The organism is Paenibacillus methanolicus (assembly GCF_008124765.1).
GTDB lineage: Bacteria > Bacillota > Bacilli > Paenibacillales > Paenibacillaceae > Paenibacillus_Z > Paenibacillus_Z methanolicus.
Genome location: NZ_VNHS01000003.1, coordinates 444,159 through 469,637, shown reverse-complemented (window position 1 = coordinate 469,637; position 25,479 = coordinate 444,159). Strand labels below are relative to the sequence as shown.

The 25,479-nt window shown below is 53.6% G+C and carries 19 protein-coding genes; 17 read left to right on the top strand and 2 right to left on the bottom strand.

Annotated elements, in window-relative coordinates; translation table 11 throughout:
* Nucleotides 1-176: 176 nt before the first annotated feature.
* From BCM02_RS10835 to BCM02_RS10795, 9 genes are all read left to right on the top strand, one after another.
* The gene (locus tag BCM02_RS10835; protein ID WP_187434143.1) at nucleotides 177-1,886 is read left to right on the top strand and encodes a sensor histidine kinase; all 1,710 of its coding nucleotides are present in this window, start codon (nucleotides 177-179) and stop codon (nucleotides 1,884-1,886) included.
* Between the two features lie 2 nt (nucleotides 1,887-1,888).
* On the top strand, nucleotides 1,889-3,502 hold the full coding sequence (locus BCM02_RS10830; protein WP_187434142.1) for a response regulator: 1,614 nt from the start codon (nucleotides 1,889-1,891) through the stop codon (nucleotides 3,500-3,502).
* Between the two features lie 109 nt (nucleotides 3,503-3,611).
* Entirely contained in the window at nucleotides 3,612-4,949 is a 1,338-nt protein-coding gene (locus tag BCM02_RS10825) for an ABC transporter substrate-binding protein (protein ID WP_246183314.1), read from the top strand.
* Nucleotides 4,950-5,051: 102 nt separating this feature from the next.
* Complete coding sequence (locus tag BCM02_RS10820; protein WP_148929081.1) at nucleotides 5,052-5,942, top strand: carbohydrate ABC transporter permease; 891 nt, start codon at nucleotides 5,052-5,054, stop codon at nucleotides 5,940-5,942.
* Nucleotides 5,943-5,946: 4 nt separating this feature from the next.
* On the top strand, nucleotides 5,947-6,792 hold the full coding sequence (locus BCM02_RS10815) for a carbohydrate ABC transporter permease (RefSeq protein WP_148929080.1): 846 nt from the start codon (nucleotides 5,947-5,949) through the stop codon (nucleotides 6,790-6,792).
* Between the two features lie 237 nt (nucleotides 6,793-7,029).
* The gene (locus tag BCM02_RS10810; protein ID WP_148929079.1) at nucleotides 7,030-8,973 is read left to right on the top strand and encodes an asparagine synthetase B family protein; all 1,944 of its coding nucleotides are present in this window, start codon (nucleotides 7,030-7,032) and stop codon (nucleotides 8,971-8,973) included.
* Between the two features lie 14 nt (nucleotides 8,974-8,987).
* Nucleotides 8,988-9,116 (top strand): paeninodin family lasso peptide, encoded by a 129-nt coding sequence (locus tag BCM02_RS10805; protein ID WP_148929078.1) that lies wholly within the window; start codon nucleotides 8,988-8,990, stop codon nucleotides 9,114-9,116.
* A gap of 114 nt (nucleotides 9,117-9,230) precedes the next feature.
* The gene (locus tag BCM02_RS10800) at nucleotides 9,231-10,160 is read left to right on the top strand and encodes an aldolase (RefSeq protein WP_148929077.1); all 930 of its coding nucleotides are present in this window, start codon (nucleotides 9,231-9,233) and stop codon (nucleotides 10,158-10,160) included.
* A 13-nt stretch (nucleotides 10,161-10,173) separates the two neighbouring features.
* Nucleotides 10,174-11,973: an ABC transporter ATP-binding protein gene (locus BCM02_RS10795; protein ID WP_148929076.1), complete on the top strand. Its 1,800-nt coding sequence runs from the start codon at nucleotides 10,174-10,176 to the stop codon at nucleotides 11,971-11,973.
* A gap of 86 nt (nucleotides 11,974-12,059) precedes the next feature.
* On the opposite strand, the gene BCM02_RS10790 is transcribed toward BCM02_RS10795, so the two are convergent.
* Complete coding sequence (locus BCM02_RS10790) at nucleotides 12,060-12,806, bottom strand: helix-turn-helix transcriptional regulator (RefSeq protein ID WP_187434141.1); 747 nt, start codon at nucleotides 12,804-12,806, stop codon at nucleotides 12,060-12,062.
* Nucleotides 12,807-12,968: 162 nt separating this feature from the next.
* Between BCM02_RS10790 and BCM02_RS10785 the strand changes: the two genes are divergently transcribed.
* Nucleotides 12,969-13,877, top strand: a complete 909-nt coding sequence (locus tag BCM02_RS10785; RefSeq protein ID WP_148929074.1) for a nucleoside hydrolase — start codon at nucleotides 12,969-12,971, stop codon at nucleotides 13,875-13,877.
* A 254-nt stretch (nucleotides 13,878-14,131) separates the two neighbouring features.
* On the opposite strand, the gene BCM02_RS10780 is transcribed toward BCM02_RS10785, so the two are convergent.
* Nucleotides 14,132-17,269: a hypothetical protein gene (locus BCM02_RS10780; RefSeq protein ID WP_148929073.1), complete on the bottom strand. Its 3,138-nt coding sequence runs from the start codon at nucleotides 17,267-17,269 to the stop codon at nucleotides 14,132-14,134.
* A gap of 335 nt (nucleotides 17,270-17,604) precedes the next feature.
* Here BCM02_RS10780 and BCM02_RS10775 point away from each other — a divergent pair, with 335 nt between their 5' ends.
* From BCM02_RS10775 to BCM02_RS10745, 7 genes are all read left to right on the top strand, one after another.
* Nucleotides 17,605-18,027, top strand: coding sequence for a VOC family protein (locus tag BCM02_RS10775; RefSeq protein ID WP_148929072.1), 423 nt, complete (start codon nucleotides 17,605-17,607; stop codon nucleotides 18,025-18,027).
* A gap of 29 nt (nucleotides 18,028-18,056) precedes the next feature.
* Entirely contained in the window at nucleotides 18,057-18,644 is a 588-nt protein-coding gene (locus tag BCM02_RS10770; protein WP_148929071.1) for a thioredoxin family protein, read from the top strand.
* Nucleotides 18,645-18,731: 87 nt separating this feature from the next.
* Nucleotides 18,732-20,288, top strand: coding sequence for a response regulator (locus BCM02_RS10765; protein ID WP_148929070.1), 1,557 nt, complete (start codon nucleotides 18,732-18,734; stop codon nucleotides 20,286-20,288).
* Nucleotides 20,288-22,063 (top strand): sensor histidine kinase, encoded by a 1,776-nt coding sequence (locus BCM02_RS10760; RefSeq protein WP_148929069.1) that lies wholly within the window; start codon nucleotides 20,288-20,290, stop codon nucleotides 22,061-22,063. Before BCM02_RS10765 ends, BCM02_RS10760 begins: the two co-directional genes overlap by 1 nt.
* 109 nt (nucleotides 22,064-22,172) lie before the next feature.
* The gene (locus BCM02_RS10755) at nucleotides 22,173-23,600 is read left to right on the top strand and encodes an ABC transporter substrate-binding protein (RefSeq protein WP_246183313.1); all 1,428 of its coding nucleotides are present in this window, start codon (nucleotides 22,173-22,175) and stop codon (nucleotides 23,598-23,600) included.
* An 86-nt stretch (nucleotides 23,601-23,686) separates the two neighbouring features.
* Complete coding sequence (locus tag BCM02_RS10750) at nucleotides 23,687-24,634, top strand: carbohydrate ABC transporter permease (protein ID WP_148929067.1); 948 nt, start codon at nucleotides 23,687-23,689, stop codon at nucleotides 24,632-24,634.
* Complete coding sequence (locus BCM02_RS10745; RefSeq protein ID WP_148929066.1) at nucleotides 24,631-25,461, top strand: carbohydrate ABC transporter permease; 831 nt, start codon at nucleotides 24,631-24,633, stop codon at nucleotides 25,459-25,461. Before BCM02_RS10750 ends, BCM02_RS10745 begins: the two co-directional genes overlap by 4 nt.
* Nucleotides 25,462-25,479: the final 18 nt, after the last annotated feature.

The following is a 25,479-nucleotide window of genomic DNA, read 5'->3' as shown; positions in this document are numbered from 1 at the left end:
AGGAAAGCAGAGCAGACGATTTGAAGTTGCGAATCGTCTGTTTTTGCTCGTACAGATTGTTGACGCCATCGGATCGCGACTGGTTTATGATGGACGAAAAGCGAGCGAACGTGTAGACCGGCGCATACGCTCGTTTTATCACTTTCATAAGAATTGGTGGGATGCGTTTGTTTGCCATGAAACGGATTCGGATGAAGATATTTCTTGCCATGCTGCTAACCACGGCCCTGCCGCTCGCGATCACGGCCAGCATCATCCTGTACCAAGTGGATCAGCAGATCGATCGGGATCAGCAGTTCGCGGAGAATCGGATTACGCGCGACTTGAAGGGGAAGATCGAAGAGTTCTCGGTTACGCTGAGCGAGACGGCGTACCAGATCTATTCCAACCCCGACCTGATCGAGAGCATTGCGCTCGGCAAGGAATTCCTGACCGACAGTAGAACGTACGACACGCACCGGGACATCCACGAGTTCTTCCTGAACGTGTATAACCAGTCGAGGGTCAAGAACATACTCGGGATGTATTTGTTGCGTCTTGGCCAGACCGATTTATTAGGCAACTTTTTCCCGAATATTTATCCGCATTTCGATGCGTCCGACCTCACGGCCCTACAGCGGGATATCAAGAGGCAGGACTACGCGCCTTCGCTCAAGGTCATCTATTCGTCGCCTTACCGCGAACCGATCGCTCAGTTCCTCTACACCGTTCGTTATCGCGGGGAACCGGCCGGTCTGCTCGTCATCGACCTGTCGGAGAAGACGTTCCGCGAGATGACCGAATCGTACAATACGTTCTATCGCGGGCAAATCTCGATCTTGAAGCCGGATCACACCATCGTGTACGGAACCGAGCCGACGCGGACCGGGCAGCCATTCACGCGACAGAATGGCGCGTATCGGGTCTCGATCCAGACCGAACTCGCGTCCTCTTCCTGGATGCTGAACTATACGTACGAGATCCATCCCGAGCAGCTGTTCTATCAACGCATCGCTTTTGTTATGATAGCGGTTGCATTCCTGCTCGCGGTCGTCTTCTCGCTATGGCTCAGCTTCAATATTACGAAGCCGATCATCCAGATGCACCGGCAGATGATCCGGATCCAGATCGGGGACTACAGCGGGCGAGTCGAAGTGAAGACGAAGGACGAGATCGGGTTCCTTGGCAATCAGTTCAATGCGATGACAGAGCGAATGGAGCAGCTGATCGAGCATGACCTGAAGCTGCGGCTCGTGAATCAAGAAACGCAGATCAAAGCGCTGCAGGCGCAAATTTCGCCGCATTTCTTGTTCAACACGCTGCAGATGATGGCCGGCATCGCCGAAGTCAACCGGGTTCCGGAGCTGAAGCTCATCTGCCAGTCCCTCAGTCATATGTACCGCTACAATATGAACATCGAGAACGAGTGGGTGAACCTGCGCGACGAAGTGATGCATATCCGCAATTATTTGGTCATCATCAACAAACGTTTTCCGGGCGTTATCCGCGTTCGCTTCGATTTGGACCCGGGCACGATGGAGGCGCGCATCCCGAAGCTGATTCTCCAGCCGATCGTGGAGAACGCGGTCGAGCATGGGCTCATCCCGCATCTGGGCGAGCGTAAGCTGATTAAGATTACGGCCCGGATCAGCCCTTCAGAACATTGCCTGTATCTCAGCGTCATCGATAACGGCGTCGGCTTGGACGAGAAGGAGCTCGATGCGATCCGGAAAATGTTGTACCATGACCGCAGGAGCGGGGACAAGGAGAAAGGTTCCATCGGACTGCATAATGTCCATTCCCGGATTCGGCTCATCTGCGGGGACGAATACGGGTTCCAATTGAAAAGCCGTAAGGGCCGCGGATCCTGGGTTATTTATCGACTGCCCCTTAGAAAGGAGGAATGACCATGCGCATCTTAATCGTCGACGACGAATCTGCCGTGCACGATCAGCTGGCTAAACTAATTCCTTGGGAGAAGCTTGGCTGGGAGATCGCCGGCCACGCCTATAACGGAGAGGAAGCGAAGCGGCTGACGGATGCGACCCGTCCCCATCTCATCCTGACCGATATCCGAATGCCGTTAACGGACGGGCTTGGCTTTATGTCTTGGCTGGAGCAATCGGACGTCAGCGCCAAGGTTATCGTGCTGAGCGGCTATGGGGAGTTCGAATACTCGCGGTCCGCGTTCCTGCTCGGCGCCTACGATTACCTGTTGAAACCCGTCCAAGAGGGCGAGCTGCTGCGGGCGCTGGGCAAGGCGGTGGAGCAAATCGAGAAGGATTCGCGCACCCAAGCGGAACGCATTCGTGAAAAAGCGGTGCTCGGCGAAGGGCTGGCGCTCATGCAGGACGAGTTCCTGACGCAGATCATCGGCTCGTCCATTACCGACGAGAACGAGATCGCCGTGCAGGCGCAGCGGCTGCTCCTCCAACTGCCGGAGACGGGCTATGCGGCGGCAATCGTCCGCTTCACGGACTTCGAGGAGCTAATCCAAGCCCGGTACGAAGGCGACCGGCCCGCCTTCTATTATGCCGCTCGCAATGTCATTCGGGAGGTGGCCGGGACAACGTCGCTTGTCTTCCGCAATTTGTACCACATCAACGAATTCGTCGTGCTCATGCCCATGGCGGATAAGCAGGTTAGCGTCTTATTGCCGAAGCTGAGCCAGCTGCAAGCCGGACTTGCGAATGGACTGAAAATGCGCGCGATCGTTGGCGTCAGCAGTTGCAAGACGCGCTTGTCGAAGATGGCGACCGCCTATGCCGAAGCCCAAGTGGCGCTAGAGACGTTGAAGCTGGCTGGCGACCAGGCCATCACCCTTTACAGCGGGGAACAGCGAACCGTCAAGAAGGCGAGTTCGAAGGCGGAGGTGTTGTGGAAAGACATCGGTCTGCTCTTCGATCTGCTGGTCGAGGCCGGCTCCCTGCGCGACACTGACAAGCTGATTAATCTGCTGGAGGAAGCCTTCCGCGAGGATACGCTAGGCGCGATGAGCGTCTCCGACTGGAAGAAGTCGGTCACGGAGCTAATCCGCAAGCTGTCGCTCTATCCGATGAACGAAGACATGAGCCACTTGCTTGGCGAAGCGAGATCTTCGGTGCAGGCGCTGCATGTTCTGCAAACGAAGGAGTCGCTGCTCCGGCTGACGGCTAGCCTCATCGCCCTGAATTCGACGGAATACAAGGCGAAGAGCGGCAAGCAGCTGATCGAGGTGATTCGCGCCCACATCGACGAGCATTACCGCACCGTGTCGCTGGATCAGATTGCCGAGCGCTATTATATCAACAAGAATTACTTCTGCACGCTGTTCAAGAATATCGTGGGCGTCAGCTTCCTCGAGTATGTGACCGGGCTTCGGATCGAGCAGGCGAAGAAGCTGCTGCGCAACAGCACGCTTCGGGCATATGAAGTGGCGGATGCGGTCGGTTACACGGACCAGCGGTATTTCAGCCAAGTGTTCCGCAAGGCGACAGGGGTGAAGCCGACCGAGTACCGGCAGCTCGCCGGCGGAGGGTCATGAGTCTTAATATTTTCAACATTGCTGTGAATATCGAGTCATTACCCCTTTGAATCTTCCGCGTTACAATTAAAACGTAAACAATCGATATGTTAGAGAGAGGGGCTCCTCCATGAAAATGGCGAAATGGTCAATGGTCTTGATTAGCAGCATGATGCTCGCATCCGCGCTGTCGGCATGCGGTAACGGCAATAATGAAACGTCATCGTCTTCCACGAATGAGACCTCAGGCACGAACGCCTCGGCAACCGAGCCGGCTGCCGCAGAAGAGGCGGTCACCTTGAAATTCTGGTCGGCGCTCGACCCAAGCTCCGATCAAGGCAAGACGATCCAGCAGAAGGTCAAGGAGTTCGACGACAGCCATGACAAGATCAACATCGACCTGCAGGTCATCTCGTACGATGTCCTTCACGACAAACTGGTGGCCGCGATTAACGCCGGCGACGCGCCGGATATCAGCTGGGGCCTAGGCGAATGGTTCGGCGAATTCAACAAGCTCGACGCGCTGGCCGACTTGACGGACGCCTTCAATGCCTGGCCGGAGAAGGATAAAATCTACCCGAACGTGCTCGAGGCGATGCAAGTCGACGGCAAATTGAAAGCGCTGCCTAACTACCTCGGCATTCGCGCGCTCCTCTATCATGAAGAGCTGCTGAAGCAAGGCGGCTTGACCGAGCCGCCGAAGACGTGGGATGAGCTGCTGAACGCGGCGCAGTCGTTCAAAGAGAAGACCGGCAAGGAGATCTTCGGCATCGCCGGCGCAGGGGTGCGCTCGCCGCAGGAGCTGATCATGTATCTGGCGCAGAACGATGTGGTGCTCGCCGAGAAGCAAGCCGACGGCAAGTTCAAGAACACGTGGCTGGATAACCCGGATCAACTGGCCAAAGCTGCGGAAGTGTTCCGGTTCTATCAAGATCTCGTAGCGAAGAACGCGGTGAAGGCCGATGCGCGCACTTGGGGCTGGGAAGAAGAAGACCAGAACTTCGTGCTAGGCCAATATGCGATGGTCGTGAACGGCACATGGATCGAAGGCCGCGCCTCCGAGAATCCGGAAGGGATGAAGGACGTGAAGATCGCGCAGCCGATCTATGGCGGCAAGCCTGCGACGTTCATGGAGATCGCGCCGCTGTTCATCTACAAGTCGAAGCATCCGGAAGAAACGTTCGAGCTGGCGACCTTCCTGATGGGCGCGGATTATCAGAAGGCGGTCAACCCTTCCAGCGCGCCGCGCACCGATGTCGTCAGCGAAGGCTGGGGCAAACAATTCATGGCCCTTGCCGAGCAGGGAATCGCGTATCCGGCCGTATCGTTGGGCGGCATCACGAAGGCGATGGAAGATTCGCTCGCGCTCGCGCTGCTCAAGAAGGAGAAGCCGGAAGACGTGGCCACGCAGCTGTCCGATGCGATCAATGACAGCTTGAAGAAGAACGGCGAGCTGAGCGGCAGCTAAGCGAGGCAAGTATAAAAGGCAAGCATCGCCTGGGAGGCGCGTACACTTGCGTTACCTGGAGATGCTTGCTTTTTCATTATCGATAAAGTGTGGTGTTCGAACATGCTGACGTTAAGAGAGAAGCGAGCAAGACGAATCGCGATTGCATTCATCGTGCCGGCGCTGCTGTTCTTCCTCCTGTTGAATGCTTTCCCGCTGGGGCAGGTGCTGTGGGACAGTTTTCAATTGAAAAATCTGCTGAATAAAGCGGAGAACGGGTTCGCGGGATTAGCGAATTATGCGGAAGTTGTGAAAGCGGAATATTTCATGACGGCGCTTAAGAATACCGTCATCTGGACCGTGTTATCCGTGGCCGGCGAATACGCGCTGGGCCTTGTATCGGCGATTGCCCTCAATCAGAACGTCATTGGCAGAACGATATTCCGAGGCATTATTATCATCCCATGGGTCGTACCGATCGTGATCGCGGGGATGACATGGACATGGATGTTGACGCCGGACTACGGCATTCTCAATATATGGATGGTTAAGCTTGGCATTATCGATCAGCCTTACTATTGGTTGGGCGAGTTGAATACGGCGCTGCTTACCGTCGTATTCGTCAACATCTGGCGGAGTTTCCCGTTCTTCACGATCAGCTTGCTGGCCGGATTGCAATCGGTATCCCGGGATATGATTGAAGCGGCCGCCATCGATGGCGCGGGCGTACGCCGCCGGTTCTGGCATATCGTGCTGCCGCAGCTGAAGACCGTGTCGCTCACGATTATTTTCATCCACATCATTTGGACGGCCGTGAACTTTGACTTCATCTGGGTCATGACCGAAGGCGGGCCGCTCCATTCGTCCGAGACGCTCCCGATCATGATCTATCGTTACGCGATGCAGGAATACAATTTCGGTCAAGCTTCGGCGCTTGCCTCGATGATGCTCGGCTTCATGGTCGCCGGATTCGTGCTCTACTACTTCTACGCCACGAGGAAAAACAGGGGGTGATTGCATGCTAATCAGTCGTCGGAAGCAAAGAATTCTGACTATTGCGACATATCTGATACTGGCAGGATTCACGTTATACTGCCTCATGCCCTTCTTATGGATGTTCGTCACGTCCATCAAGCCGGATGACCAAATCCGGACGTTGAATCCGAGCTTCCTGGTGAAGCAGATAACGTTCGGCCATTTCGACAACGTGCTGAACAACTCGGCGTTCTTGACCTTTTTCAAAAACAGCCTGTTCATTGCCTCCGTCACGACCGTCGCCGCGTTGTTGATCTCGATCTTCGCCGGCTACGCGCTGAGCCGATTCGTGCGGTTCAAGGGCGTGAAGCTGTTCGGCGTCGCGATGATGCTGTCCCAGATGATCCCGGGGGTGCTGCTGCTCATCCCGCTCTATCTCGTGATGAAGAACGTCTCGCTTATCAACACGTACGCGTCGCTCATCCTGGCATACACCACGTTCACCGTACCGTTGTGCACGTTCATGATGAAAGGCTTCTTCGATACGATTCCGTACGAGATGGAGGAATCCGCGGAGATCGATGGCGCTAGCCGCGTCGGAATCATTTTTCGCATTTTGCTGCCTGTCTCGCTGCCGTCGCTCGTATCGACATCCTTGTTCGCCTTTCTCAATGCGTGGAATGAGTTCATGTTCGGCTTCGTGTTTATCAACGACGAGTCGCACCGGACGTTAACGCCGGGCGTCAGCCTGTTCAAAGGGTTATACCAGACGGACTGGGGCAGCATGATGGCCGCGTCGGTGCTCAGCGTGCTGCCGATCGTCCTCATCTTCATTTTCCTGCAGCGCTTCTTGGTGGAAGGCATGACGGCAGGCGCGGTGAAAGGATAAGGTTGAGCGCCGTGCCGCCAAAGAACCGTCCAACGGTTCTTCGGCGGCAGTTTTTATTGATTTCCGTGAGAGGCGTCCGGCAGCGGCTTTCTTGGCGTCCAATTCGAAATTTTACCTGATTGCGGCAGGACGGACCGAAAAAGACGGCGGGTAGCGAATAGTAAAGGAGTAAGCCAATTTTTTGTCATTAGCGATACATAATGTATCCATATAACGATAGCAATGGGAGACATTCACATGAGTGCCATCGCAGGAATTGTCCAGCGTGCGGGCTTCCCGCCGGATGACCGCCAGCTCGAACGAATGATGCAGGCTTTGGAGCGTTATCCGGCCGACGATCGGCGAATTTGGCGGGCAGGGAATGCGGCCTTCGGTTGCCATGCGCAGTGGATTACGCCCGAATCTCGCGGCGAACGGCTCCCTTATTACTGCGATCGGACCGAGCGGGCCATTACGGCCGATGCCATTCTGGATAATCGGGAGGAGCTGTTCGACCGGCTGCGGATCGAACGCGGACTGCGCGCAAGGATGACGGACAGCGAATTGATTCTCGGCGCTTACGAGGCTTGGGGCGACGAGTCGCCGAGGTATTTAATCGGCGACTATGCGTTCGCGATCTGGGACGCGAAGCACGGCAAGCTGTTCGGGGCGAGGGATTTGCAGGGCAACCGAACGCTCTATTACAGCGCGGAGGAGCAGCGGTTCGCTTTCTGCACCGTCATCGGTCCGCTGCTCGCGCTGCCCGGCATCAGGCGCGAGGCGGACGAGTCGTGGCTGGCGGAATTTCTGGCCATTCCGGTCATTCTGGATACGGTCGACGTGCATGCCACGGCCTATCGGGGAATCAGGCAGATCCCGCCCGGCCATTCCTTCTTGCTGACCGAGGGACGCTTGACGCTACGACAGTACGATGCGATCGCCGTCCCGCAGAAGCCGCTCAAGCTGAAGACGGACGGAGATTACGTCGAGGCCTTCCGCCATGTGTTCCGGGAAGCGGTCCAAGCGAGGCTGCGCACGATCGGAGAGGTCGGCGCGAGCCTGAGCGGCGGCTTGGATTCGGGCGCGGTCGTCGGTTTTGCGGCCGAATCGCTGCGTAGTCAAGGGAGAACGCTGCATACCTTCAGCAGCGTTCCGACGGCCGACTTCGTCGACTGGACGCACAAGAGCATGGCGGCCGACGAAACGCCGTTCATTCAGGCAGCGGTCCGGCATATCGGGAATATCGCGAACCGCCGCTTGGATTTTGCCAGGCGCAGTCCGCTCGATGAGGTCGACGATTTGATTGGGCTTATGGAAGCGCCATACAAGTTCTTCGAGAATTCGATCTGGATCAAAGGCATGCTCGAGGAAGCGAGCCGGCAGGGAATCGGCGTCCTGTTGAACGGAGCTGCGGGCAATTTCACGATCTCGTGGGGGCCGGCGCCTGACTACTATGCCCGGCTGCTGCGGAGGCTGCAATGGAGACGGCTGAATGCCGAATTGAAGGCTTACGGCCGCTATAACGGGATCGGGCGCAAGAAATTGCTGCCTTATATTGCAGGATTGGCGTTGCGCCAGGGGAGGGATTTGTTCGGTCCTCGGTCCGAAGCAGAACGGCCTTCGCTCATTCATCCGGAGCTCGCGAGGCGAACGAACGTGTTGGAGAAGCTTCAAGACCATGATGTCGGATTATCCGAGTGGAGCGAGCTTGCCTCAAGGGAGTATCAGTTCGAAAATTTGGCCGCGGCCAACCATCAGGGGACATCGGCAACCAAGCTGTCGCTTCAATACGGCGTGGCCGAACGCGATCCGACGGCTGATCCGCGGGTGATCCGATTCTGTCTGTCCCTTCCGATGGAGCAGTTCGTCAGGGACGGTATGGACCGGGCGCTGATCCGCAGGGCTACGGCGGGCATGCTTCCGGACGAAGTTCGACTCAACCAGAGAGTCCGAGGCGTACAGGGAGCGGATTGGATCCACCGCATGCGCTCCTCCTGGCCGGCGTTGACCGAAGAGGTGCGTCAGCTGTGCGCAGATCCGGCCGCGGCCGCGTACCTGAACACGGACCAGATTCGGCGGTCGCTTCAGAAGCTCGGCCCTTCGCCTCGGGCGGAGGCGGCGTTCGATCCCGATGCGCGGATCGTCATGCAAAGCCTGATCGTCTATCGATTTCTTCGCCGGCTATCCGGATCGAAGGCTTGAGAGGAGGTGAGAACATGAGAAAAGAATGGCAGCAACCGAACCTGGACGTGTTGGACGTCTCCGCGACAATGGGCGGACCGAACGGTTTGTACCCGGATAAGAACGGCAAGGGCGCGAACAACGGCAAGCCGCATGCGTCCTAATACTGCTCTTTTAGTATGAGAAACAGACCCTTATGCATGCGAAGCGTATAAGGGTCTGTTTCCCGTAGGAAACGAGGCGGAGGGCTGTCCAGCCAACGAAAAAGGGGGATCATCATGGAAACGAACATTCGGCAGAGGAAGGTGTACGAGTCTTTCGGCCTCCGAATCGCAAGCGAAATCGAACTTCCGGAGCTCCTTCCGGGCAAGCCGCAGGAGCCGGATTGGGCGGACGTCGACATCCGTCTGGAGGATCTGGAACAAGTGTGGAGGGAGCACGAAGCGCCCGAAGACTATTACGCGTTTCTTCCGGACCGGTTATTGTTCTACGTGCCGGACATCGCCATCTTCAGCGTGAGCGGAGGGCGGGAGATCCGCGTCTCTCCGCTGCCCGGCTCGGAGGAGACGGCACGTCGTCTCTATGTGCTCGGCACCTGTATGGGCACCATCCTGATCCAGCGCAAGACGCTTCCGCTTCATGGCAGCGCCGTTCTCATCGACGGCCGGGCCTACGCGATCGTCGGGGATTCCGGCGCAGGCAAATCGACGCTGGCGAAGGCGTTTGTCGAGCGGGGCCACATGCTGCTGAGCGACGATGTCATCGCGGTATCGCAGGACGGCCCTCATGGCCACCCGGTCGTGCAGCCCGCCTATCCGCAGCAGAAGCTGTGGCAGCAAAGCCTCGACAGGTTCGGACTTGATGGACGGAGCTTCGAAACGCTCTACGAGACCAAATATGCCGTGCCGGTCCGCTCGAGGTTCTGCGCGGAACCGATGCCGCTGGCCGGCGTCTTCGAACTTGCCAAGGCCGAGGAGGAGGAGATCGAGCTGGCGCCGTACACGGGTCTTGCGCCGCTGCCGGTGTTGCGGATGCATACGTTCCGTCAGTTCCTCATTCCGCAGTTCGGGGAGGATTCGTGGCACTTCCGCGCCATTGCGCGGCTGGCCGGCCAAATTCCGGTCTATCGCTTAAGAAGGCCTGCGGGACCGGGCTTCACGGCTTACGAGCTCGTCGACCGTATCCGTGGCGCGGTATCCGGCAGCTGAGGAGGACGCCCAATTGAAGGAGTTATTCGTTTATGTCCGCAAGCTGCGGCAATTCGCGGGACTGAAGCTGTATCTGAGCATGGCCGGCATGCTGGCCGCCAGCCTGCTCGAAGGAGCGGGGATCTTCCTGCTCCTCCCGCTGCTCACGCTGGCGGGGCTGGCCGGGTCCGCCGCATCCGATGGGTTATCGCTGCCGCTTCTCATGCCGGCTCCCCTCCGCGAGCTGCCGGATGGGATAGGCCTGCCCGCTGCGCTCGCGATGTTCGCGGCGATTCTGACCGGCCAGGCCGAGCTGCAGCGCCGGCTCAGCATCTTGAGCGAGCAGATCGAGCAGGGATTTATCCGCCAGCTTCGCCAAGATTTCTACCGCGCGTTGCTGCAGGCGGATTGGTCTTTTTTTCTGAAGCAGCGCCGGTCCGACTTTATCCATTACTTGACGGGCGAGCTATCCCGGGTCAGCTATGGGGTCACCTTGTTCCTCCAGCAGGCCATGACGCTGCTGTTTACGCTCGTCCAGCTCGGTCTGGCGCTGTGGCTGTCGGTCGAATTGACGGTCGGCGTACTCTGCGGCGGACTGCTGCTGGCGCTGTTCGCACGCCGGTATACGCGTAAGTCCCGGCGGATCGGGGAAGCGACGACGTCGCTCATGCAGCTGTACTTGGCCGGGCTGACCGACCATCTGGGCGGCATGAAAGAAATCAAGAGCGGCGGCATGGAACGCCAGCATTACGGCTGGTTCCAGGAGCTGTGCGGCCGGATGGAGCGGAATATGGTCGACTTCTCGACCGTGCAGGCCAAGTCGCGCTTCGCCTACAAAGCGGCGTCCGCTCTGCTGATCGCGCTGTTCGCGTATGCGGCGCTTGCCCTGCTGCACGTCCAGGCGGAGAAGCTCGCCCTGATTCTGATCATCTTCTCGCGCCTATGGCCGAAGTTCCAGTCGCTGCAGTCCGGCGCGGAGCAGCTGGCTCAATCGCTTCCCGCGTTCAAGGCGCTGGCCGACTTGCAGTCGGAATTGGCGGGCGTCCAGTCGATGGACGTAGAGAAGGAACAGGACGAAGCGGGCCCGGCGGCGATTCAGCTGGGCATCGCATGCAGCGGCGTCTATTATCGTTATGATGCGGATGCCTCCGCTTACTCGCTCGAAGATATCCGTCTCTTCATCCCAGCGGCCGGCACGACGGCCATCGTCGGCCAGTCGGGAGCGGGCAAGAGCACCCTGGTCGACGTTCTCGTCGGGCTTGCCGTCCCGGAGCGCGGCGAGGTTCTGATCGACGGCAAGCCCCTGACCGAAGCGGATGCGCTGGCGCTGCGCCGGTCGGTGGGCTATGTCTCGCAGGATCCGTTCTTGTTTCACGCCAGCATCCGCGACAATCTGTCGGCCGCTGCTCCGGAAGCCTCCGAAGAGGAGATGTGGGAAGCGCTGCGCTTCGCGGCGGCGGATCGCTTCGTCCGCCGTCTGACGGACGGTCTCGATACCGTTCTCGGGGATCGGGGCGCCCGCTTATCCGGCGGGGAACGTCAGCGGATCGTACTGGCCAGAGCGATTCTGCGGCGGCCCGCCATTCTGATTCTGGATGAGGCGACAAGCGCGCTGGATGGCGAGAACGAGGCGCTGATCCAGGAAGCGCTCGAACGTCTCCATGGCAAGATGACGATCGTCGTCATCGCGCATCGGCTGTCGACGATCCGCGGCGCGGATCAGGTCGTCGTCATGGAGAACGGCCGGATCGTTCAGCAAGGGGGATACCGCGAATTAGCCGGCGATATCGGCGGGACGTTCGACATGATGCTTGGTAGAACGGAGGCCGGCTAAGCCCTATCGGTTGCGATGAACGGTTCGGCTCGCCGGCCGTTCTTATTATTGGCTTTCTGAATATAGGGGCGGCTTCCTTTTGCCCTTTAACCCCGCACGCGAAATTGTCGGGGCGTGAGGCCGGTAGCCTGTTTAAAAAGCGAGCAGAACTGTGCATCGTTGGCAAACCCGCAAACATTGGAAACCGCGGAGATTGGAAGGTTTGTTTGCATGAGCAGGCGTTTGGCGGCCTCAAAGCGTTTGGACATTAAGTAGGTGATCGGGGAGAGTCCGTATTTCTCTTTGAAAAGGTGCCGGAATCGATCATAGCTGTAGCCGACAAGCTGAGCTAACGTCTCGACGCCGATCTTCTGGCTATAATTCTCGTCCATGTAGTTTTTGGCATAGAGGATCTTGTTCACGGTAGACTCGGCGGAGGGGAAGTCGTCCATCCGAAGCACTTCAATCATCAATTCGCTGACAAGAAGATTCAGTTTGGCGGCATAGTAGGAGCGTTTCGTTTTCATTTCAAGGCCCATCGCTCGCAAATAGCCCGTGATCGGGCTATCTTCGTAATCCGCATATAAACCTTCCCGCAACGGATGCAAGTCTGGTTCTGGTTGAAACCCGATAAAAATCACTTCCGTCTCCGTATCGCGCCTCTCGTCATGGAGGGTGTGGGGGCGTATGAGCGCAAATGTGTTCGGTTGGAACGAATAGGTGACCTCTCCGATTCGAGTCGTACCGCTGCCGCTTAGGTAATATACCAATTCATGGCATTGATGCCGATGAGGGGCAACCGTAACGTGGCGTGCGTGTTTCGTATGAAACAGGAAATCCAATCGTCCATTCATGGTGGCGGTTCCCTTCCGCATACTTTAGCCGAATCCTATAAAAAAGAAGCCGAAACATGATAAAAATATAGCATGGCAGGCCTTAAAATAGTAGCAGATCCGGTGAGGGAGCGCGAAACGGAAACCAGATCATCATAAAATTTTCGGACGAGGAGCTGTCTTATGAAATATCCCATCATTTCGGAAGAGCGGCGTATTCAGCGTTTACAGCCCAAAAAAGGAAAGCTTCGCATGGTGCTGGACACCGATACGTTTAATGAGATCGATGATCAATTTGCCGTCGTGTATGCCTTGCAATCGTCGGAGCGTCTGCAAGTGGAGGCTTTTTATGCGGCCCCTTTCCATAACGACCTGTCGACCGGTCCGCATGACGGCATGAGGAAAAGTTACGAAGAGCTTCATAAAATTTTAAAGCTGATGAATCGTACCGAAGTTCCGGTCTACCTTGGCTCCGATCGTTATTTGCCCGGACCCGAAATACCGGTTGAAAGCGAAGGAGCTCGTAATTTGATCGAACGCGCATTGTCTTCCTCGCCTGAAGATCCATTGTACGTCGTGGCGATCGGAGCGATCACGAACGTGGCCTCCGCGATTCTCATGAATCCCGACATCATCGAGAACATTGTCGTGGTTTGGCTCGGCGGCCATGCCCTGCATTGGCCCGATACCCGCGAATTCAACTTGGAACAAGACATTCATGCGGCGCGCGTCATGTTGGATAGCGGAGTTCCGCTCGTCTTGGTTCCATGCCATGGAGCCGCCTCGAATCTGAAGACGACGCTTGCGGAGATCGAAGCCTATGTGAAGGACGCGGGCGTGATCGGCGCCTATTTGCATGAGACGTTCCGGAATTGTCATTCGGACCACTTCGCGTACTCGCGCGTCATCTGGGACCTAGCGGCCATCGCGTATCTTGTTGACGACGAGCATACGCCTAGCGTACTGGTAGCGAGCCCGATCCTCTCCGATGCCGCGCGTTGGAGCCAAGACGGTACGCGGCATTTGATCCGTTATGTGCGGCATGTGGAACGGGACCCGATTTTTAGGGATCTGTTCCGTAAGCTTATCTGATGGCGGTCAGCCAGGACCCTACAAGCAAGCCTGGAAGACGTCCTGAATCCGCGCATGTTGCACCTGAACGCGTAGAGAACCGGCTAAAGAAAGGACATTTCGAAGCATTGCCTTCGAGATGTCCTTTCTTTACTGCTCGACATGCCCTGTTTACTTCACAAGCTTCGGATAAGACGCGCTTCTCGTCCCGCCTGTTCAATCCGCATCAACAGGACGGTTTCTCCCGCCAAGTGATGAAGCTGCCGTTGCTTGTTTCAAACTTGAAAGGAGACATCTGGATGAGCGTTGCGCCTTGAATTGCGAATAGATAGTGTATTTACACCCTTTTTCAATTCCTCCTCATTAAAAGTCCGCTGAACAATGCTTCCTTCTGAAGCTTGACTATCTTGACTGTTCTCATTGTTCGTTACCGTGTCAAAGAGAACTACTTTCTTATTAAGAAAAATGGTCGTGTCGGTATCGATGGGGATACGACGATAGTTAACTTGTTGCCGATTAGAATTATGAATGATCATTTCTAAAGAACGCGGAGTGTTTGAAGGTTGGCGGATAACTAGAATATTCCTGACATCCGGAGCGAGAATTCTTGAGCTTCCCAAATTAGAGGCTTGGCTGATAACCATAGTATTTCTAATATCCGCAGAGAGGCTTCTCGAGCTTCCAAAACTATACGCTTCAATTAATCGAGCGGTATCTCTAATAAGATTAGTAAGTAATCGTTGCCAAACGCCATAATTGGATTCTCCAATATCGCCTCCATAATGAGGGGTGAAATTAAATCTTTTAAGGTTTTGCATAACCACTGGTATAATTTGAGTATATGGCAAAAAAATCTCGCCAAGATCCACGCTATATCGCTTACCAAGAAATCTCACGCTTATTTCAAGCGGTATGCCGAGTCTGCCCCTCAATGTAGATGTCAAATGTTTGTTCAGGCTATTAAGTGTTAATTGTGAAAGCAACAACTCGGACAATTTATCGTCTCGCAACAAATTCAAAAAGATGTTCGCGCTCAACTTCCACGATTCAAGTGAACGGCTGATGGGGGACAGGACACCGCGAAGCGCTCCGCGAACGGCTCCCGCTAACTGACCTTCAAGCAATTCCTTTACTTTTCTGGGTGCTCTGCTATATAAACCTGTTCTTTTTAATACAATGCTCGCTTGTTTAACGTATATCCCTACTAGCGCGTCTACGAGCAGATTAACCCCGAACTCAACTAAACGTTCTCTCATTCGATCAACCGATCTTTGCAATTCACGTACGATACTCGCGACCAGTTCCTGTAAATATTCAACGAAAGCCTTAATGAGTTCACGTATCATGATGCTGCTGTAATTTGACATTCGGTTAAACATGATATTCGCAATGCTTGTCGTCAAGGCAATCAATTCATTTTGCCGAGGAATAAACTGAGGGTTCTGTAATCGCATCATATATGGATCTACTCGGTATCTGTCTGTCTGATCAGCGCCAATTGGTGTAAATATTCCTTTCAAGCTATCGTAAATGCCCTGAGATATGAAAGGTTGTTTTAGAACTTGGCCCACTGCTCTTAAAGCACTTTGTAAGGGACGAAACCATATATTAAAGTCGGGGAATAGACCCCCGCCATATTTAAGGATCAACGTATTAATTGATCGAGCAACCTGATCTTTATTTAATTGGTTCGCTGTCGCAATCAGTTTGTTTGGAATTTGCTCGTGTACGATCTTTAGAACGGTCTCGCTCAGGAGAATTAAAGGACGACCGACAAGCGGAAGCAAAGCCGACGATATGCCTTCCATCAAAATTTCTCTCTGATTTTCATCTCGATAATTTTCGTTCATTACAGAAGTCAAAGCATGTTTAACGATAATCTCTATCATGGGGAATAATGACGCTTCCAATAATATGGATACTTCTTGTTGTCGAGCAAAACGTTCTTTGATGCTTTCTTGAATTTGACTACTGAATTGTCTTTCTACTATCTTGGTAAGATTAGAATGTATGGACTGCATATTCGAACTACTCGGTGGAATTGAGTTCGAGATGTAAGTAAGCAATCCTCGAGTAACGTCACGAGGTGTGCCATTAAAGAGGTCTCTAAATATGGTGATGAAAGTCAGTACTTGACTTTCCCTTTCTAGCAGTAGGGATAGCGGTGCGTCTAGAAGATAATTCATCAAATCGGATAGGATTAACTCTTCGTTGATTGGTTTTTGTAGGCTCGAGTTGATCCAGATACGGATTCGATCGGGAATAGGAGTTACAACCTTAGGGTCCGTAATGAATAAACCTCCGCTTGAGAAACTTCGTGACAACGACTCTGTTAACGATAAACTAGCCCATAATGCGGAAATGTTTTGTAACCAGTCGTTCTGTAAATTAGAAGGAATCTCGGGTGTAATTAAATCCACGTAGCTGGCAAATGTCTGATTGAAGCTCCTCAATTGATTTAATTCCATAGGGACTGAATCCATTAGACGTAAAAATGCCTCTATATCTGCTGATCCTAGATTGTTATTTCTAAGAATATTACGTATAACAACACTTAGAAATTGAGAGATTCTCCGATAAAACCACCATTGTCCCTCAGCAATAAAGGTTTCAAGAATTGTCTTTCTTAACTCATCGCCTAATGTAGATTGGCTGCTGAATCGCAATCTTAACCCTAGATCGTAGGAGAGACGAGAAACCATCCTAAACAGAAATTCTAATTGAAGAAGACTGTCGCCCGAGAGACCCATTGCCTTAACCTCATTCATAATTTCAAAAATAAAAAGATCAAAGAGCCGCTGTACCATCCTTTGGGGATTCCCTATATTGGCTTTCAGATAAGTACGATAGCCTCCTCCAGCCAAAAAGCCGTATCCGGTATCAAATACCAACTCAAAGCCTTTATTATCGAATATATCAAATGTCGCGATTAGATCAGCATATGCCATTACCGCAATAGCTGCCTGCGCGTGTATGTCACCTTCTAGAACAATCTCATCCAATACGAGCCTAAATAGTTTTTCCGGTATGCCTTGGATTTCAGGTCTTTCGGTTACACGATTCATGATTTGTCCGACTGTTATATTAGATTCAATTCCTATCGCAATTGCAGCTCGCGCTATTGCCTGAACTCTTGCAGCCAGCCCGATCTGATCGAAAAAATTCAATGGAGTTTGTAACTGAACAGCAAGACTGCCTTCTAAAGAGATCTTCCCCAAAATATCCAAATCCGCCCATTCGTTCAGGATATTCGTTATCCTTCCTTCGACTTCTCCAATAACCCTAACGCCTTCGTTTATACCTCTTCTTTCCACTGACTGCACCTCAACTAAACTGCTTCCTCGAATGGTAGCCCAATCGTCAAGATTGCCGCTAGGCTTTGTGAAAATTTGTTGTTCTAGATTTATTGGCATGCGACAACATCCTTCCGTTGTTAAATCATCAATGCCCCCTTAAACTTGGAGAACAATGAGCATGGTTGATCTTCATACCCCATTCCATGTATATAAGAGATCGAATTTATCATGTCATAAAATACAACGGGACAACTCGCTATTTGAGGCAATCTGTCCGTAAAGGAGCTTTGTTAGCGGCTTTCGCAATCATTTGTTAAACCTCGCATAGTTGTATTTGGAGAGCGGGAGGCAATAGTTAATCTTTTTCTTCAGGCTATTCATTTTCCGTAGATTGACAATGAGGTATACTGGTAGAGACAGGAAGTAGACAAACCAAAGGAGGGAACAGCAACGTGGGCACAAATAACAAAATCGGCGGCGGCGGCTTTCATCATGTCGCGCTGAGAGCGAATGATTTCGAGTCGACGGTCAACTTTTATACCGAGGGCTTAGGCTTTGAACTGCGCCAGGCATGGGGCGAAGGCGACAAGCGCATTGTTTTGCTTGATACCGGCGACGGTAATTATTTGGAGGTATTCGCAGGAGGCTCCAATGAACCAAAACCGGAGGGGTACTACTTCCACGTCGCGTTCCGCACCGATAACGTGGACGCCGCCGTCGAAGCGGCCGTTGCCGCAGGCGCCGTCGTGACGGTAGCGCCGAAGGATGCCGTGCTGGGGAATACGCCGCCGACGCCGGTACGTATCGCATTTGTTCAGGGACTGAGCGGTGAGACAATCGAGTTTTTCCAAAGCACAGGGGAACATCAACTGTAAAACAACCATTTGGTGAAAGGGGAATTGCAGTGACAGCAACCTTTACGTTATCGATTGGGGATACAGCGCCGGATTTCACCCTTCCGGCTACGGACGGGAAGGATTACGGGCTGAGCGACTTTCGCGAGGCGAAGACGCTGGTCGTCTTTTTCACTTGCAATCATTGTCCTTATGTCATCGGATCCAATGAAGTAACGCGCGAAACCGCGAATCGCTATATCGACAAAGGAGTGCGGTTCGTCGGCATCAACGCGAATAGCGTGAATACGAAGCCGGAAGATTCCTTTGATCATATGGTCGCTCACATGGCGGAGCATGAATTCCCATGGGTGTATCTGCGCGATGAATCGCAAGAGGTCGCGCTGGCGTACGGCGCGCTGAGGACGCCGCACTATTACGTCTTCAATGAAGAGCGCAAGTTGGTGTACACCGGCCGCGGCGTCGATCAACCGCGGGATGCCGGCAAGATGACCGTCAACGACCTCGACAACGCGCTCTCAGCACTTACATCCGGTCTAGAGATTAACGTGAAGGTGACCAATCCGATTGGTTGCAATGTCAAATGGGATGGCAAGGACGCGCATTGGATGCCGGCCGAAGCCTGCGATCTGGTCTAACTATTTTATTAAACGCCACGGCAGCCAATCGGCTGCCGTTTTTGCGCAATCTACCGCTTGCAATAAATCGCCGATAGGGGGATTCGTATGAAAGTGCTGCTAGTTGACGATGAAGCCCGCCATCTGAGGGGGATGACGAGCATGATGAGGGCAATCCGTCCCGACTATGAGGTATTCATCTCCAAGAACGGCAAAGAGGCGCTAGACTTTGTCATCGCGGAGCGGCCTCAAGTCGTGATTTCCGATATTCGCATGCCGATGATGGACGGTCTCGCATTCATGGCCAAGCTCTCCGAGTTGAAGGTGCGGCCCAAGGTTATCTTTCTGACGGCTTATAACTTATTCGAGTATGCGCAGTCTGCGCTGCGTAACGGCGCATTCGATTATTTATTGAAGCCCGTCGATCTGGAAGCGGTAGATGAAGTATTAAAGCGAATCGAAGAACAGCTGGAGCTGGAAGCCGTCCAAAGCCATGGATGGAAAGATGCCGGCCTGCAGCACCTGCTCCGAGGACCGCGTGATTATCCGGCAGAACAGATCGGGGATGGACCTTCTTTTATGCATAAACCTGGGCTCGTTATTGTCTCGCGGATCGAAGACTTAGCGGGAAGCCAACAACCGACGAAGCCGGAAGCGTATATCCATGATCTTGAGGCGTCCTTGTCCAAGATCGGGGAGCCTCATGTTTACGTGGAGAAGTCGTATCAAGGCAAAGAAGCGACAATCGTTTCCATCGTATGCGTGAACGCTTCCGATGTCGACCGCGTTGCGATACGACTGCTGCTCACGGAATTAGCCAAACGGTCAACATACAGAGAGGCAAGGCTCGTTCATGGGATCGGTACGCATTGCGGCAGCCTCCAGGCAGAAGGCCGACATGCATATCGTGCGGCCAATCTCGCCGTTACGAACGCGTTCTATGAGAAGTGGGATGGGATTGTTTTCGCAGACGAACGAATCGAATCCGACATGAACGCGGCTGAACCGGATGTAGAGGCTCTATTCGAAGCAGCGCGAGACCAACAATCCGAGCGTGGATTGACGCTTATTCGGCAATGGTTCGACGGGCTGTCGGGAGAAGGTTGGACGGATCCCATCGTGATCAAAGAACAGGCTTCGCTGCTCGTGATGAAGCTCCGGAGCCGCTGTACCCTATTCGTCAAAAAGGAGACGGCTGAGCGAATGACGGAGGCGGCGGCCAGCGATATTCCCCATAGCGATTCTTATTTTGCCGTGCTTGCCTTAGTGGAGGCGCGGTATCTGGAACTAGCGCAGTCGCTTCAGAGTTTGAAGCGCGGCCGAAGCGAATATATTGCCGAATCCTGCATTCAACTCATCCGCGAGCGCTTTATGGAGGACTTGATGCTGGAGACGATCGCCGAGCAGTTCTACTTTAATCCCTCTTACTTCAGTACGATGTTCAAGAACCATACCGGGAAGACGTTCTCCGAGTTTCTCGCCGACACGCGGATGAAGCACGCCAAAGCGTTGTTAGCCGATGCAGACGCCCAGCTGAAAATATATGACGTCGCCGAGCGATGCGGCTACCGGGACACCAAATATTTCTCCCGCGTATTTAAAAACCACGTAGGCGTATCGCCGGAAGCTTATCGAAACGGCATACTGGGAAGCGGGAGAACCTAATGCTGCGTACCCGTCTACTCGTTAGTTATCTGCTGCTCATTCTCCTTCCTTTGCTGCTGCTCGGAACGTTGTTTTATCGCATGAGTCTTGGCATCGTGGCGGACCAAGCGCAAGATAACTTTTATCAAATCGTGAGAAAGAACAACGAGATTATGGACGTCAAGTTAAGACAAATTGATCGGATCAGCTCGAACTTGTTTACGGATAAAGAATTATTCGGTATTTTCAACCGGTTGAACCCGTCTCGGCAAGAGCAGCTCCTGGAGGCCGACCGCAAAGTTAGCGCCATCCTCGCCCAACGCTTTGCACAGACCGAGGATCTATTCGCTTATCAAATCTGGACGTCCTATTTTAAGTTCGGCCCGCAAAATATGCCGCAAGGGGATCTTACGGAGAGTCCCATCTATAAAGAAGCGAAGATGGCTGGCGGGCGGCTGGTCTGGAACCCTACGTATGACTTCGCTGCGATGTTTAACCAGCCATGGCTTAACCAGGCGACGGATTATGACTATCGCTATTTATTTACGGCCACCAGGCTGCTCAACTTCTCCTATCTCGATAACAGTACGATGGCCAGTCTGGATCCAGGCGTGGAAAGGCCCGTTCTGGCGATCAGCATGAAGGCCGATCTATTCCAACACCTCTTCGAAGATAGTATTCCAGCCGAATCCGAATACTTCGTCGTGAGCGCCAATGGCACATTCGTGGCTCATTCCGAGCAAAATCTCATTACGGAACAAATCCAAGACCCGTGGATTTACGATGTACTGGAGAAGGGGAGCGGCACGCAACGCCTTACGCTTGGCGGCCACAACATGCTCGTTTGTTTCGACAGGTCGGATGTGACCGGATGGGTATCCGTCGTCATGATACCGGAACGCGTACTCGTCGAGAAATTGGTACCCGTTATCTTAACCTCGACCATTACGATTGCCGCCATTCTCGCTGTAGCCGCGGTGACCCTTGCTTATTTCGTATTGAGCCGCATTACGGGTCCAATCAAGCATTTGATGGTGGCGATGCGTTTCGCCGGCGAGGGCGATTTTCACGCCAAAGTAGCAACGAAGTCAAACGACGAGATCGGAATCCTGATCCAAAAGTTCAATACGATGAATGACCGGATACGCGTGTTAGTCAATGAGAATTATGCAATCAAGCTGAGAGAGCAGCAAGCCGAGATTCAGGCGCTAAACTTCCAAATGAACCCTCACTTCCTGTATAACACGCTGAATGTGATGAATTGGGCGGCGCTTGAGAACGATCAACGAGAGTTAAGCAAAATGCTCTTGTGCTTGTCCAACATGCTGCACTATACCACGCGCAAGGATTGGGACGCCGTTCATGTAAGGGAAGAGATCAAATGGATGAACAATTACTTCTACCTCATGGCGATCCGCTTCGAAGACAAATTTACGGTTCATTATGACATGGATCCCGTTCTGCATGACGGTAAGGTACCCCGGCTGCTATTCCAGCCTTTCGTCGAAAATGCCATCATTCACGGTTTCGATCTCATGGAGAGCGGAGGCGTCATTACGATTACCGGCAAGATCGAAGGGGACGACCGTTGTTTCACGATCGCGGATAATGGATGCGGGATTGACGAAGTGACGATCGACCGAATTATGTCGGGCGATACGCCTTCCGTCGGGATTGCCAATACGATCGCGCGCATCCGCCATCGCTACGGAGATCATTGCGAAGTCAGCATTCAATCTGCGATTGGAAGAGGGACGACCGTTACCATCAAACTGCCGATCGATACCCAAGATTAGTCCACCAAATCTAATAATACTGAGTTTTGTAACCGCTTTATCTTTGTTATAGTGATCCCATCATAGACTGCAGCTATGAACCAAAGGGCGAATGAAAGGGGAACGGGACGTGAATCGTTCATGGAAGCGACTGACATCTCTATCCATTGGTCTTGTTGTGTTAGCATCCGGCCTATCCGCATGTTCGACGGACAATTCCAACTCGGCTTCAACTGGCAACAATAACGCTGCGGAAGCGGGCGAACCTTCCGGAGACGCCGGTTCCAAAGAGCCCGTTACGCTGCGGTTGACCAACTGGGGCAGTCCGAAAGAAATCGAAACCTATCAGAAGGCGATCGACCGTTTTGAAGAGACCCATCCAGGCGTCACGGTCAAGTATGAATCCATCCCGACGGACTACGATACGAAGCTGACCACCATGGTGGCCGGTAACCAAGAGCCTGACGTCGCCATGCTGGAATCGGCTACGATCGCATTTCCGCTTGCCGAACAGGGTAAGCTCGTGAACTTGCAGACCATGCTCGATAGCGACAGCGAATTCCATGCCGATCAATTGCTGCCGAATACGTCGTATTTCATCGAGCCTGGCCATATCATCGGCCTTGCGTCCAACATCGAGACGTTCTCGCTCTACTATAACGTCGATCTGTTCAAGGAAGCAGGACTACAACCGCCGCCATCCAAAGCGGAAGAGGCTTGGACCTGGGATCAATTTGTAGAAACGGCCAAGAAGTTGACGATCGACCAATCCGGCAAAAACGCAACCGATCCCGACTTCGACCCGAGTAAAATCAGACAGTTCGGCGTAAGCGGCGCCAACGGCTGGTGGGGATCTTGGTCCAACTTCATTTACAGCAACGGCGGCGACTTCGTGTCGGCGGACGGGAAGACGTTCGCCCTTAACCAACCCGAAGCGGTGGAAGCGCTGCAGAAAGTCGCCGACTTGATCAATATCCATCACGTGGCTCCGTCTCCGGTTCAATCCAAAAACGTACCGGGTACGAACGTGGCCCTTCAGACCCGAAAGGTCGCGATGGTCATTGACGGCCAATGGGCGAATTTCGACCTGAGCAGTACCGATGTGAACTACGACGTTGCGCCGCTTCCCGTCCTGAAGGAGCCGGTGACGACCGTTGTGAACGGCATGTTTTCCATTTTCAAATCGACGAAGCATCCGAAAGAATCATGGGAGCTTGTCAAGGCGCTGCTGGATCCGGAAGGTACGTTGGAGCTCCATCACAAAGGACTTTGGATGCCCGCGCTGAAGAACTGGTATGAGGACGAGGCGCTCATCGCCAAATGGACGGCCGATTCCAAAGGACGCAAGCCAGGGTACAGGGACGCCGTCATCAATATGGCGCTGTCTCATGGTCATCAGACCCCGACAGGCTACGTGAAGAACTTTAATAAGATTATGGATATCGTCAATCCCGCGCTCGACAAGGTATGGCTCGGCCAACAGACGGCCGAAGCGGCCATGAACGGCATCGCGGCCAAAGCCCAAGCTCAAGTACAAGGGCGACGCGATATTCAATAAAATGGCTACATAGATCTGACCTGTACGAAAGCGGGCAGCGATTCGCGGCCCGTTTTTCGTCCTGCCACATCGAAAGGGAGGGCCAAATGACTGCAAATCTGAAGTCGATCCCGCAAGCCCCCGTACGTGCCGGATTGCGGTCCAAGGAACGCAAAGCGCTGCTGTATGGTATCTTGTTTACGCTTCCGGCTACGCTGGGCTTTATTCTATTTACCGCCGGCCCGATGCTGGCGAGCCTATACTACAGCTTAACGGATTATAATGTGTTTCAGTCCGCGACTCACTTTATCGGATTCGATCACTATGTCAAGCTGCTGTCGGGCCAAGACGAGCTGTTCAATAAGTCGTTAGGGGTCACCTTTTATTTCGTCGTCCTCAAAGTACCGGTCACCATCATCGTATCCTTTGCCATCGCGCTATTGTTGAATCAGAACATAAGAGGAAGGGCGCTATTCCGCACGATCGTGTATTTGCCCAGCATCGTCCCGGCCGTGGCCACGTCGATCATCTGGATGTGGCTGCTCAATCCGGACCTGGGGTTAGTCAATACGATCCTCCAATGGCTGCATCTACCGACCAGTTCGTGGTTATTCGCCGAGCAATCGGTCATTCCTTCGATCGTGCTGACCACGATGTGGGGGATCGGCGGAACCGTCGTAATCTTTCTTGCGGGGTTAAGCGGCATTCCGCAGCAGTATTACGAGGCGATCGAAGTCGACGGCGGCGGCAGTTGGCATAAGCTCGTCCATATCACGCTGCCGATGGTCAGCCCGACTTTGTTCTTCAATACGGTCATGACGATCATCGGGGCATTCCAAGTGTTTAATGAAGCCTATATTCTGACGCAAGGCGGGCCGAACAATGCAAGCCTAATCTACATCTTCTATTTGTGGCGCACCGCTTTCCGCGATACGGAGATGGGCTATGCTTCTGCGCTGGCGTGGATTTTATTCGTCATAATCCTGCTCTTCACCTTGCTCGTATTCCGAACCGCCAAATCCTGGGTGTATTATGAAGGCGAGGGGCGATCATGAGAACATCGACCATGAAGAAGTCGGTCGTCTATGCGCTGCTTGCGATCATGTCCGCTTTATTTCTGCTGCCCCTCGTTTGGATGGTCCGAAGCTCGCTCATGGGTCTATCTCAAATTTTCGTCATGCCTCCGGTTTGGATTCCGTCTCCGATCGAATGGGATAATTTCTCGGAAGCGCTCACGATTTTGCCGTTCAATACGTTCTTTCTGAACACGATGATCATCGTCGTGCTCGTCCTGATCGGAACCGTAACGAGCAGCACGATTGCAGCCTTTGGATTTTCGCGCATTCAGTGGAAGGGTCGGAATGGCGTATTCGGCATTCTGCTGACCGCGATGATGCTGCCGGGCGCCGTGACCCTTATTCCTACATTCCTGGGTTGGAAAACGTTGGGGTTCTACGACACCTTTGTTCCCTTGATCGTACCGGCCTTTTTCGGCGGAGGTATTTTCAACATCTTTTTGCTTCGCCAATTTTACATGACCATCCCCCGCGACCTTGATGAGGCTGCATTGGTTGACGGCGCGGGGTACTTGAAAATCTATTATCATGTCGTTCTGCCGCTGAGCCGATCCGCCATCATCGTCATTTCCTTATTTACGTTCTTAGGGGCATGGAACGACTTCTTCGGACCGCTGATCTACTTGAAATCGACCGAGAAATTCACGCTGGCGCTCGGCTTGCAGATGTTCCAAGGGTCCTATACATCGCAGTGGGATTTGCTTATGGCGGCATCGGCTGCCGTGGTGCTCCCTTGCGTCGTCGTGTTTCTAATTGGTCAGCGATACTTCCTCGAGGGCATTTCATTGACAGGGTTGAAAGGTTGAGTTGTAAGCCATTAGTTG